This is a genomic window from Pseudoalteromonas porphyrae (assembly GCF_001298125.1).
Classification (GTDB): domain Bacteria; phylum Pseudomonadota; class Gammaproteobacteria; order Enterobacterales; family Alteromonadaceae; genus Pseudoalteromonas; species Pseudoalteromonas neustonica.
Genome location: NZ_LHPH01000001.1, coordinates 152,269 through 164,849, shown reverse-complemented (window position 1 = coordinate 164,849; position 12,581 = coordinate 152,269). Strand labels below are relative to the sequence as shown.

The window sequence follows — 12,581 nt, the reverse complement described above, 5'->3', positions numbered from 1 at the left end:
AACTATTATGACATCACTACTTGTATTAACCCTTACGGCTACGCAGCTGTGCTATAACGCAGACGCTGACACGCACGCGATTAAAATCGAGCGGTTTATTTCTGAACCTGCAGCGCTACTGTCGGCAAGAAAAAAACGCGAAGATATGTGTATTGATATAAATGAATTACACATTGATGAAGTAAAAAAGCTTGTTGCAGCTGATGGTAAAACCTTCTCATTAGAAAAAAATAAGTAATGTGTAAACCCGCTTATTTATTTTTAGTTGTGTTAATAAGCGGGGCATTTAATTTAAGTGCTCAGCCTATTAACTTTGAATCTCTACGTGAGCAATACCTTCAACCTAGCGATAAGTGGCCAAAGCCTTTTTTAGACCCTGGTATTGCGCATCATGAGATTGGTTTATTACCAGCGATCACATTTCCTGAATCAAACCCTTTTTCAGTGGCTAAAATGCGACTAGGGGAAGCGCTATTTCACGATCCTATTTTATCTTCATCTAAGCATATAGCCTGTGCGAGTTGTCACGATAGAGATTTAGGTTGGGCAGATGGTCGTGAAGTGTCGTTTGGCCATAACCGTCGTTTTGGTAAACGTAATGCGCCCAGTATTGAAAATGCAGCGCTTTGGGAAACCTTATTTTGGGATGGCAGAGCAAGCTCATTAGAGCAACAAGCGTTAATGCCAATACAAGATAGCAACGAAATGAACTTTCGGCTGTTTGAGTTAGGGCTAAGGTTAAATATTAACGCGTACTATAAAAGTAAGTTCAATGAGGTGTTTGGCAAAAATATAATTGAAGTGAGTGATGTCGCAAAAGCGTTGGCGACTTTTCAACGGACTATTCGTTCACGTAATGCAGACTTTGATTATTTTATGCATGCAATTACGCAAGAGGACCCCAAAAAGAAGGACTTTTACGCTAAAAAATTAAGCGATCAAGCGTTGTGGGGGATGCACTTATTTAGAACCAAAGCGCGATGTATGAACTGTCATTCTGGCGCACTTTTTTCAGATAACAAATTTCACAATATCGGTCTTACTTACTATAAAAGGGAGTACGAAGACCTTGGATTATTTAACATCACCGGTATGCCTGATGATGTAGGTAAATTTAAAACGCCTAGTCTTCGTGGGGTGATGAACACTAAACCTTGGATGCACAATGGTTTATTTGCAAGCATGGAAGGTATTATCAATATTTATAATGCAGGAGGCGTACGGATCCCTAAGGACAAAAATGATGTGTTTTTCCCTGAAACATCACCCATTTTGCAGCCTTTATTACTGACCACAGAAGAAATGAAAGCGCTAGAGGCGTTTTTAAATGCCATTACAGCTCACCCAGCAAGAGGCCCGCATTTTTCATTCTTATCGCGATCAAAATGAAATGGTAAGTAAACATTATAGTGAGCCATAAAAAAACCTTGTAGAGACGCACTCTACAAGGTTTAATTTTACAGCTTACAGCTTACAGCTTACAGCTTACAGCTTACAGCTTACAGCTTACAGCTTACAGCTTACAGCTTACAGCTTACAGCTTACAGCTTACAGCTTACAGCTTACAGCTTACAGCTTACAGCTTACAGCTTACAGCTTACAGCTTACTATTTATTGCTTACAGCTTACAGCTTACAGCTTACAGCTTACTATTTATTGCGGTTTTCTTTACTAAACGCGCGGATCTTACGTTTTTGCGAAAGCGTTACTTTATTAGTACGTCCTGCAAATGGATTTTCGCCTTCTCTAAATTCAATTTTGATTGGCGTGCCCATAATTTTTAGTGCTTTACGGTAGTAGTTCATCAGGTAGCGTTTATAGCTATCAGGTAAATCATGTACTTGGTTACCGTGGATCACAATACGTGGCGGATTATAACCACCTGCATGGGCATATTTAAGCTTCACACGACGACCACGAACAAGCGGTGGCTGGTGATCGGCTTGTGCCATATCCATGATACGACGTAGCATAGCGGTGCTGATACGTTTAGTTGCTGAGGCATAAGCTTCGTCAATTGACTCAAATAAATGGCCAACCCCCGTACCATGCAAAGCAGAGATAAAGTGTAAGCGTGCGAAGTCAATAAAGCCTAAACGACGATCAAGCTCAGATTTGATACGGTCTTTGACGTAGTCATCCAGACCATCCCATTTATTCACGGCAATAACCAGTGAACGACCAGAGTTTAAAGCAAAGCCAAGTAAGCTTAAATCTTGATCAGAAATACCGTCACGCGCATCAACAACCAATAACACGACGTTACAATCTTCGATTGCTTGTAGTGTTTTGATCACTGAGAACTTTTCAACGACATCACTTACTTTTTTACGTTTACGAACACCAGCGGTATCGATTAATACGTACTCTTTTTCATTACGCGTCATTGGAATGTAAATAGAGTCGCGTGTTGTGCCTGGCATATCATAAACAATAACCCGCTCTTCACCCAATATACGGTTAGTTAGCGTTGACTTACCAACATTAGGGCGACCAATGATAGCCAATTTCACTGGCTTATCAGCAAACGCTTCTTGCTCAATCTCTTCGCCATCTTCAGCGTATAAATCTACAAGTTCTTCGTCATCACCAGTGCCATCATCATTTAATGCTGATAACTCAGCGATCACGGGCTGCAAAGTTTGCTCAAGTAACAAAGTGATACCGCGGCCATGTGCTGCAGCAATATGGTGTACTTCGCCTAACGATAATTGATAAAACTCAGCGCAGTTTGAATCGGCATCAATACCATCGGTTTTGTTGGCAACAACAAAGCTTTTCTTCTCTTGTTTGCGTAAATGGTTTGCAATGGCTTGATCAGCCACCGTCATACCTACGCGCGCATCAACTAAGAATAATACGATGTCAGCTTCTTCAATCGCGAGTAGCGATTGATCAGCCATCTCGATTTCAATGCCTTTTTCTGAGCCATCGATACCACCCGTGTCTACCACGATAAATTCATAGCCATCGTAATTAGCTTGGCCATATTTTCTATCTCGTGTAAGGCCCGGGAAATCGGCAACGAGTGCGTCACGAGTACGTGTTAAACGGTTAAATAATGTGGATTTGCCCACATTGGGTCGCCCAACTAGAGCGATCACGGGAAGCATAAACTACCTCTTAAAAAAACAACAAAGGCTTCGCAGTGCGAAGCCTTAAAAAAATACATTTAGTATTAGTAAGTTAGTTCGGAATTTTTACCGCACTTACTTCACCATCTCGGGTGTATAAAATCAGTTTGTCGTCCGCAACAACTGGCTCAACAAAGAAACCTGAACTGTCGAAGTCTTCACGCGATACAAGCTCGCCTGACTCTTTATTTAGCCAATGTAAGTAACCTTCTTGGTCGCCTAATGCTAAATAATTTCCTGCTACCGCAGGCCCTGTTAAATACCAACCACGAAGGGCCGGTTGACTCCAGCGTTCAATGCCAGAGCTTTTATCAAGTGCATATACAACGCCGTCACTATCTACTACATAGATAGTTTGTCCATCCATAGACATCTCACGGTAACTGCTGTACTCGCGTTTCCATACAACGTTACCTGAGCGAATATCAACAGCGGCTAAATTACCATTATAGGCAATAGCATACGCGTAAGGTCCGCTGATCAGTGGTTGTGTGTCAACATCAACTAGGCGTTCAAACTCTGATGAGCCTTTTGCTGTTGCTATTTCAGAACTCCATGCTGAGTAACCGCTTTCAGAAATAAATACACTTAGTTTGCCTGTTTCAAGGCCAACTAATACACCACCGTTAGCAACGGTTGGTGAGCTTTGCCCACGTAATGTTAGTGCTGGTACTTCTTGCTCATGACTCCAGCGCTCTTCGCCAGTATCAGGGTGTAGGGCAAGTAATTTACCAGAACCTAAATTAACAAAAATAAGGCCATCGCCTGCCGCTGGTTTAGATAATACTTCACCAGGGACTGTTTTACGCCAAACAATTTCACCTGTTTCACGGTCAAGCGCTGTTAAATAGCCGTGCTCAGAGCCGATAAATATTTTGCCATAAGCTTGTAAAATACCACCAGAGAGTTTTGCACTGACGTCACTTTCCCATGGCCAAAATGTTGTATTTTCACGTACGTCAGTTTGCCAAATAGTATCACCATTAACCAGTGATAGAGCTTCGACTTCACCTTCACGGTTTGCTACAAAAACACGATCATTGTAAATGGCTGGCGTAAGACGAGAAAAATAATGTTCTACACCATCGCCAATACTTTCTTGCCACACTACGTCGGTTTCAAATTGATTAACGATTTCAGGTAATACGAGTTCTTCTTCGTCATCGCTAGATGAGCAACCCATTAGGGTAGCCATACATAAAGCGATACTTGCTGCTGTTAATTTTTTCATGGTAACCCCTTATGCCGCTGGGCTAGTTACTGCCAAGTCATCAAGTTTGATTTGCAATAATGGGTTATTCTCAAGGCCACCTGCATCTGCGGCACTTTGATACGCCGTACGAGCTTGCTCTTGTTTACCTTGAGCTGTGTAAACATCACCTTGTAACTCAGCCACTGCAGCTGCAAATGCAGGCGATAGCGTGGTATTTAATGTTGTTAATGCTTGGTCATATTGCTGTTGTGCAATTTGAACTCGTGCTAAACGTGTCGTCGCAGTTGCTTTTAAGTCGCTATTAGCAACGTTGCTGATAATCCAGTTTAATTTTTCGCTGGCAACATCTAATTTATCTTGTTCAACGGCTTCTTTTGCAGCAACAAAAGCGGCAAGTACGCTGTAGTTAGTATCTTTATTATCAGCGATAAACTGATCAGCAGCACCAAGAACTTCGCCACCTTCAACTAGTTGAGTGTAGGCATCTGATGCGGATTCAGCCGTGGTTAGTTGATTCTGGTTATAGGCTTTCCAGCCATACAAACCACCTAAACCAACAATTACGCCAAGCGCAAGTGATAGGCCATTTTCACGGAAAAAGCGCTTAATTGCTTCAGCTTGTTGTTCTTCTGTTGAATAAATATCCATTCTTACCTCTTATACTATTTAGCTTTGCACAAGCTCAGCTAACAGCGTTTTAATTTGTTCTAATTCTAATGTGACTTGCTCTTTACGTTCTCGTAAATATTTAACAGTCACAACGCCTTGTTCTAATTCGTCATCGCCAATGATCAGTGCAACCAATGCATCACTTTTATCGGCACGTTTTAATTGCTTTTTAAAGTTACCACCACCTGCGTGAACCATAACTCGCAGGCCAGGTACTTCAGCACGTAATTTAGCCGCAATAAGTGGCGCTTGAATACTTGCTTTATCGCCCATTGCCGCCAAATATACATCAGCATTACGGCGAATGTCACCAACACATTCTAAAGCTTGTAACAATAGTACTAAACGCTCAAGTCCCATAGCAAAGCCCACAGCAGGAGTGGCTTTACCGCCAAGCTGTTCAACTAAACCATCGTAACGCCCACCGGCACATACAGTACCTTGTGCACCTAGGCTGTCTGTTACCCACTCAAAAACAGTGCGGTTATAGTAATCAAGGCCGCGTACGAGCTTTTCATTAACCGTGTATATGACGCCAGCTGCGTCTAAACGTTCACATAAATTTTCAAAATGTGCTTTTGATTCAGCATCTAAGTGCTCAGACAGTTTAGGCGCATCAGTTAAGATGGCTTGTACGTCTGGGTTTTTACTATCAAGTACACGCAAAGGGTTTGAATGCATACGACGTTTTGAGTCTTCATCGAGTACATCAATATGTTGCTCTAAATAAGCAACTAATGCATCACGGTAATCAGCGCGCGCTTCATTCGAACCTAAAGAATTAAGCTCTAAACGAACGTGTTCATTAATACCAAATGCTTGCCATAATTGTGCAGTTAGTAATATCACTTCTGCATCAATATCAGCACTGGCAATACCAAACGTTTCTAAACCAAACTGATGAAATTGACGATAACGGCCTTTTTGCGGACGCTCATGACGAAACATTGGGCCCATATACCAAAGGCGTTGCTCTTGGTTATACAGTAAACCGTTTTGGTTACCTGCACGAACACACACTGCAGTACCTTCAGGGCGCAAGGTTAGTAAGTCGCCATTACGATCTGCAAAGGTATACATTTCTTTTTCTACAATATCGGTTACTTCACCAATAGAGCGCTTAAAAAGATCGGTTGATTCTACAATTGGAAAACGAATTTCTTGATAACCGAACGATGCTACCGTCTCGCGTAAAATGTTTTCTACTTTCTGCCAAACTTGTGTATCGCCTGGCAGACAATCGTTCATACCGCGAACTGCCTGAATTTGTTTTGCCACTGATAAATCCTAAAAACTGTTTTTGTGTAATAAATAAAAGACTACACAACAAGAATGCTAAAAATTGACCCGCCATTATAGCTGGCATGCGTGCGGCAAACCACCCAGTTTGCCGACTATATTGACTTTATTCGACGATTTTTATGTCAATAGGGGTCTGTTTTTCTTTTTCGGCGATAAAGTCACGTACATAACCTTCGAGCTGATCAACAATATTGTTGTTATCAATGCGGGCTTTTTGGCGCTCACCATTGATATAAAGGCCTGAACGGCGGTTTGCACCGGCTAAACCAATGTCACTGACAAGTGCTTCACCTGGGCCATTTACTACGCAACCAATGACCGACACCGACACCGGCTCGATGATATCTTCCAAGCGTTCTTCAAGTGCATTCATGGTGCTAACCACATCAAACTCTTGGCGAGAACAGCTTGGGCACGCAATAAAATTAATCCCACGAGAACGAATTCGTAATGATTTTAGAATATCAAAACCGACTTTGATTTCTTGCACAGGATCAGCCGCCAAGGAGACACGTAAAGTATCGCCAATGCCCTCGGCAAGTAACATACCTAAGCCAACTGCAGACTTAACTGAGCCAGAACGCATGCCGCCAGCTTCTGTAATGCCAAGATGTAAAGGTTGGTCAATTTCTTTCGCGAGCAGGCGGTATGCGCCAACCGCTAAAAATACGTCAGAGGCCTTTACTGATATTTTAAATTGGTCGAAATCGAGGCGGCGCAAAATATTCACATGGCGCATGGCTGATTCAAGCAAAGCCTCTGGTGTAGGCTCGCCATATTTTTCTTGCAAATCGCGCTCTAACGAGCCGCCATTAACACCAATACGAATGGGAATATTGTGCTCACGAGCAGAGTCAACGACCGCACGAATACGTTCTTCGCTGCCGATATTGCCCGGATTAATACGCAGGCAATCTACACCATATTTCGCTACTTTGAGCGCAATACGGTAGTCAAAATGAATGTCTGCGACAAGCGGGATAGTTACTTGCTCTTTTATACTTCTAAATGCGTCGGCCGCATCCATGGTTGGCACAGATACGCGCACAATATCTGCGCCTGCATCTTGAATTGCCTGAATTTGTGCAACGGTTGCATCAACATCCATAGTATCGGTGTTGGTCATTGACTGCACGGCAATCGGGGCACCATCACCTATAGGTACATTACCTACATTTATACGCGTTGACTTTCTGCGTTTGATTGGAGATTCTGAAAACATAGCGACTACTCTGCTAGTGGTAAATTAAATTTGGCTAAACGGTTTTGTGGAAAATGTGATATATCAATAGCATCACCGTCTAATGTGATATCAATAACTTGGTGTTTGCCCAAGACGACAGAAAAAGGTGGTTTTCCTGATACCGTCATCACATAACCTGCTTTTTTCACACCAAAGGCGACTTTATCGCCTTCACCGTCGTGTATTTCTACCCAACTCTCTTGATTAAAGCGCATAACAATTGTGCTTAAAGCATTTTCTTTATCAGCTGTCGCTGTTTGCGTCGCTTTGCTACTTGGAAACGATACTTGTGATGCCGAAAGCCTCATTTGTTCTATTTTAGTGCGTTTTTCGTCATTTGGTAAAACGCTGTCATCATTAGCGTCATCGGCTGTAAAATCAGCATTGGTAATATCACGTTCTTTAAGTTCAGTTGTGTTTTTTGGTACTTGGTTTTCTTCATCACTACCGAGTGTATTATTTAATAATGGTGTAACCACTGACTCTTTGATGGGAGTGGCATTTTGCCACCACCAAAGTGCAGAAGAACCAATAACAATGGCTAAAATTGCATAGCTAACCAGCATTAGACGGCTATCGTTTGCTTCTTTTTCTGTGCGTTTTGAAAAACTTTGCATATTGCTTTTTTTAAGCACTTCGGGTTGTTCAGGAAACAAATTCATCACTGCTGTTTTATCTAAATTAAATTCACGGCAGTAGCTTTTTGCATACCCTTTAGTAAAGGTTGCAGGGCCAAGAAGAAGATGGTCGTCGTTTTCCAAGTGCTGCAATTGCAATACGGATAATTTTAATTTATTTGCTAGCTCTTCACGGCTAACATTGGCCTGCTCTCGGGCATTTTTTAAAGTCTGACCAAGAGTGATCGGCGTTGATTCAGTATTTTCATCATTCATAAAGCGTATGATTCAGGATCCACTAGTAACAGTCTATGCCCAGGTTTAAGTGCAACATCCGGGCTTAATTTATTCCATCGCATTAACTGATCAATTAATAAACGACGCTCAGTGGCAATACTGTATAAGGTATCACCAGTGTTAATTTTGTAATAAATATTGGGGTCATTGAGGTAAATATTAGTCCCATTGGCCACCCGATCAGATTCTCTTAGACCATTCCATTGGAGTAACTTTTGTAGTTTAACATTGTATCGTACAGAAATGCTAAATAGGTTTTCACCATCTTGTAGAACATGGTAAGGAGTTGTTAGTTGAGGGACGCGAGAGTTGAGCATAGGTGCTTGATTGTATTGCTCAGTGCCAGAGAAGCGTACTTCAGGTTGATTGCTATAACGTTCATTTTGCCCTGCAAATACAGCTTCATTACGCTGCGGTTGATAAAATACCACCTTTTCATCTTCACTCAATTCACTTGAAAACTGAACTTGGTTGGTTGGTGCAGCTTGGCTTGAGTTGTTGTTATTGGTACTGGGTGCGCCAAAAGAAACAATTTTAATGCCATCTTGAGGGGGCGTTTCTTTTTTTGTAACAGGCTTGGTATCGACACTTACAACAGTAGGGACATTTTTATTTACTACTGGCTGTGTTATTTGTTGATTAGCGGCTAAATGCACCGTTGGCACCGCTAATGTTGGCTCAGGTGCTTTCTCAACAATCACGTCTGGTATTATTACAGAACTAGCTGTGTGTTCTATTGGCGTATCAGGTGTCTCATTTTTGTCTGGTGTTAAGGCTAATGCAGACATGACAGCAGCGGCATCATTATTTTTTTGTACTTGTTTAACAACCTGCGTTGGTGGCGTCACTATTGCAAGCTGCTCTTCGGTTACATTGGTTTCTATAATCGCCAATGCTGCTAGTACAGCACCAGTATCAACTGGAGGGCTGCTAATATTAACCGGTTGCTTGGTAATTGTTTCAGTAGACTTCAGCTCAACTTCCGTAACAGGCTCGGCCTTTGTGGGCTCTGCAGGCACAGTTAATAAAGCAGAATTTAAGTCATTAGAACTTGCTCGTACAACGTCATTTTTTTGCGTTGTTACAGAGTCAATACTTGTTGGCTTATTGATTGCCTGCGCCGCTGTGGTTTTTGGCGGCGCTTTTTTCTTTTTTACAATGCGCATTTTTGGCGCTGAGTTAAAAGTGCCACTTGGGCTATTTTCTTTTAACTCGTCTAATTTTGCTTGCCGATATTGTAAGCGCAATATTTCAAATTCACTGCGTTTGATTCGTTGTTCACGAATAAGCACCGCTTCATTTGTTGTAGGGTAGGTTTGCAGTATCGTTGCGGCAGTGGTTTCAGCTTTTTCGATATGCCCCATACGTTGTTCTATCAAATAACTTAAAAACAACGATCGAGACGATATTTGCCCTGAATTTTCATAACGTTCAAGGAGTGCTTGTGCTTTATGTAAGTCACTTTTGGCATAATATAAAGCAGCTAAACTAATGAGTGACGATGCACGCATTGAACTATGTTTTATCGCTGATATGAAATACTTCTCGGCATTATCAAAATCGTCAAATTCTATTGCACATAATGCTAAGTTTTCATAACTTTCAGCAACCCGAATATAGCTCGGGATCGAAATTGCTTTAAGTAATTGCTCTGTGGCGCGGTCATATTCATCAATGCCACACAAAAATACACCATAGTTATTACGTGTATTTGGATCATCAGGGTTTATTTCAAGTGCTTTTTGGTAGGATTTATCAGCAAGTATATTCTCACCGACTTGCTGGTAGTAATAAGCAAATGAATAGTGTACTTCGGGTAAGTTTGGCGCGAAAGATGCGGCTCGCTCGAGGTTATACTTTGCTTGTGAATTATTACCAGTATTTAAATATTGAAGAGCAAGAGCGATACGCGTGCGTGCTGCACCGACATTGTTGATTTTATTTTCGACAACGGGTTTGTCATTGCCATCATAACTATTCTCAGTCACACAGCCTGTTAGAGCAAGTACGCTGACAGTTAAAGCAAGTAAGGATCGCATTTCCTAATCTCTTTATTATTATCCATATATTGTGCCTATCTTACCTAAAAGCACTCGTGTTGCATCAATTATTTACTCAACACAGGTGCTTTTGGTTTTTTAGATAAGTTAAGCTTGGTGAATATTCACCGAAATAGCATTATCGTCACGCATTTTCTTTTTCGCTAAACGTTTAGTACGGTCAACAACATCACCCACTAATTGGCCGCAGGCTGCATCAATGTCGTCACCACGAGTACGACGAACAATACAGGTAATACCCGCTGCTTGTAACACTTTTGAAAAGCGATCAATACGGCTATTACTTGAGCGTGTATATTCGTTACCCGGGAATGGGTTAAACGGAATAAGGTTCACTTTAGACGGGGTGCCTTTTAGCGTTTTAACTAACTCATGAGCCTGATCTGTGCTGTCATTAATACCGTTTAGCATTACATACTCAATGGTTACGTCTTTATTAGCTTTAGACCCATCAATGTAACGACGACATGCAGCTAAAAACTCTTCAATCGGGTATTTTTTATTGATTGGCACTAAAATATCACGCAACGCGTTATCAGGCGCATGCAGAGAAATTGCCAATGCAACGTCGATTTTTTCTTTTAATAAATCAAGTGCAGGTACAACACCAGACGTACTTAACGTAACGCGGCGCTTAGATAAACCAAAGCCCCAATCGTCCATCATTAATTCCATTGCAGGCACAACGTTTTTAAGATTAAGTAATGGCTCACCCATACCCATCATTACGACGTTAGTGACAGGGCGTTTTTCACTATGACCATCAAGGCCAATATCTTTAGCAACGCGCCAAACTTGGCCAATGATCTCAGATACTTTTAAGTTACGGTTAAAGCCTTGTTGTGCAGTAGAGCAGAATGTACATTCAAGCGCACAACCTACCTGTGAAGATACACATAAAGTTGCGCGTTCTTTTTCAGGGATCCAAACAGCTTCAACTTCTTGGCCGCCTTCAAGTATAAGCGCATACTTAATCGTGCCGTCACTGGCTTGCTGGCGTACAGTGATCTCAGGTGCAACAATTTCGCATTCAGCTTTAAGTTTTTCTTTTAGCTTTTTGTTTACGTTGCTCATGTCGTCAAAGTTATCAACGCCAAAATGATAAATCCATTTCATCACCTGGTCACTACGAAACGGTTTTTCACCGAACGATGCAAATAGTTCGCGCATTGCTTCTCGGTTTAAATCTAATAAATTAATCTTTTTTTGCTCGGTGGTCATGAAACAACCTTAATCAGTGACGGTGGTGATAAAAATTTACAAGGGCGAATTGTACACAATTCACACACTTTAATCATTAAGTAAAACATCATAAATAGAGTGTTTAATACTTTACATAATGACTAAAAAAGGGCTCGAAAGCCCTTTTCATACTTTGCATCACAGGGTTAGCTGTGAAACTCGAATTAACGAGTACGTGGGCAAAGCTCTTCGTCAGCGAAGAAATACGCGATTTCGCGAGCAGCAGATTCAACAGCATCAGAACCGTGAACAGCATTTTCGTCGATGCTATCAGCGTAGTCTGCACGTAAAGTGCCAGCTAGTGCTTCAGCAGGGTTAGTAGCACCCATGATTTCGCGATTTTTAAGAACAGCGTTTTCGCCTTCAAGAACTGTAACCATTACTGGACCAGATGTCATGAAAGATACTAAAGCACCAAAGAAAGGACGCTCGCTGTGCTCTGCGTAGAAACCTTCAGCTTTCTCTTGTGAAAGGTGAACCATTTTAGCTGCAACGATTTTAAGGCCAGCAGATTCGAAACGGTTGTAGATAGCGCCAATGTGGTTTTTTGCAACTGCATCAGGTTTTACGATTGAGAAAGTACGCTCTAAAGCCATCTTTATGCTCCAATAATTTTAAGTAAAAGTGTGAATATTAACGGGCGCGAATTATACGCGCTTTAGCAGGTAATGCCTAGTATTATTAAAAACGAGCAAAATGACAATTAGACCGTTTCAGAGAATAGGAGGAAAATGATTTTAGTTTTCTAGGTTGATTTTGATGACGTTTTGTTAATTATTGTTACCTTTTGTGTTGCTTTGTTAA

At 41.5% G+C, this 12,581-nt stretch carries 11 protein-coding genes; 2 read left to right on the top strand and 9 right to left on the bottom strand.

Annotated features, from left to right (window positions below):
- Positions 1-7: 7 nt before the first annotated feature.
- Together ADS77_RS00655 and ADS77_RS00650 are read left to right on the top strand one after the other, a co-directional pair.
- Complete coding sequence (locus ADS77_RS00655; RefSeq protein ID WP_054204073.1) at positions 8-238, top strand: hypothetical protein; 231 nt, start codon at positions 8-10, stop codon at positions 236-238.
- Entirely contained in the window at positions 238-1,389 is a 1,152-nt protein-coding gene (locus ADS77_RS00650) for a cytochrome-c peroxidase (protein WP_054452347.1), read from the top strand. Before ADS77_RS00655 ends, ADS77_RS00650 begins: the two co-directional genes overlap by 1 nt.
- Before the next feature lie 260 nt (positions 1,390-1,649).
- On the opposite strand, the gene der is transcribed toward ADS77_RS00650, so the two are convergent.
- From der to ndk, 9 genes are all read right to left on the bottom strand, one after another.
- Positions 1,650-3,113: a ribosome biogenesis GTPase Der gene (gene der / locus ADS77_RS00645; RefSeq protein WP_054204076.1), complete on the bottom strand. Its 1,464-nt coding sequence runs from the start codon at positions 3,111-3,113 to the stop codon at positions 1,650-1,652.
- A 73-nt stretch (positions 3,114-3,186) separates the two neighbouring features.
- Positions 3,187-4,365 carry an outer membrane protein assembly factor BamB gene (gene bamB / locus ADS77_RS00640; protein WP_054204077.1) on the bottom strand — a complete coding sequence of 393 codons (1,179 nt, stop codon included), beginning with the start codon at positions 4,363-4,365 and terminating at the stop codon, positions 3,187-3,189.
- Positions 4,366-4,374: 9 nt separating this feature from the next.
- Complete coding sequence (locus ADS77_RS00635) at positions 4,375-4,995, bottom strand: YfgM family protein (protein WP_054204078.1); 621 nt, start codon at positions 4,993-4,995, stop codon at positions 4,375-4,377.
- An 18-nt stretch (positions 4,996-5,013) separates the two neighbouring features.
- Positions 5,014-6,294 (bottom strand): histidine--tRNA ligase, encoded by a 1,281-nt coding sequence (gene hisS / locus ADS77_RS00630; protein WP_054452345.1) that lies wholly within the window; start codon positions 6,292-6,294, stop codon positions 5,014-5,016.
- Between the two features lie 127 nt (positions 6,295-6,421).
- Positions 6,422-7,540 carry a flavodoxin-dependent (E)-4-hydroxy-3-methylbut-2-enyl-diphosphate synthase gene (gene ispG / locus ADS77_RS00625; protein ID WP_054204080.1) on the bottom strand — a complete coding sequence of 373 codons (1,119 nt, stop codon included), beginning with the start codon at positions 7,538-7,540 and terminating at the stop codon, positions 6,422-6,424.
- A gap of 5 nt (positions 7,541-7,545) precedes the next feature.
- The gene (locus tag ADS77_RS00620) at positions 7,546-8,454 is read right to left on the bottom strand and encodes a RodZ domain-containing protein (protein ID WP_054452343.1); all 909 of its coding nucleotides are present in this window, start codon (positions 8,452-8,454) and stop codon (positions 7,546-7,548) included.
- Entirely contained in the window at positions 8,451-10,514 is a 2,064-nt protein-coding gene (gene pilW / locus ADS77_RS00615) for a type IV pilus biogenesis/stability protein PilW (RefSeq protein WP_054452341.1), read from the bottom strand. The genes ADS77_RS00620 and pilW overlap by 4 nt, the downstream gene beginning before the upstream one ends.
- A 108-nt stretch (positions 10,515-10,622) precedes the next feature.
- Positions 10,623-11,756: a bifunctional tRNA (adenosine(37)-C2)-methyltransferase TrmG/ribosomal RNA large subunit methyltransferase RlmN gene (locus ADS77_RS00610; RefSeq protein ID WP_054204083.1), complete on the bottom strand. Its 1,134-nt coding sequence runs from the start codon at positions 11,754-11,756 to the stop codon at positions 10,623-10,625.
- Positions 11,757-11,941: 185 nt separating this feature from the next.
- Positions 11,942-12,373, bottom strand: coding sequence for a nucleoside-diphosphate kinase (gene ndk, locus ADS77_RS00605; RefSeq protein ID WP_054204084.1), 432 nt, complete (start codon positions 12,371-12,373; stop codon positions 11,942-11,944).
- Positions 12,374-12,581: the final 208 nt, after the last annotated feature.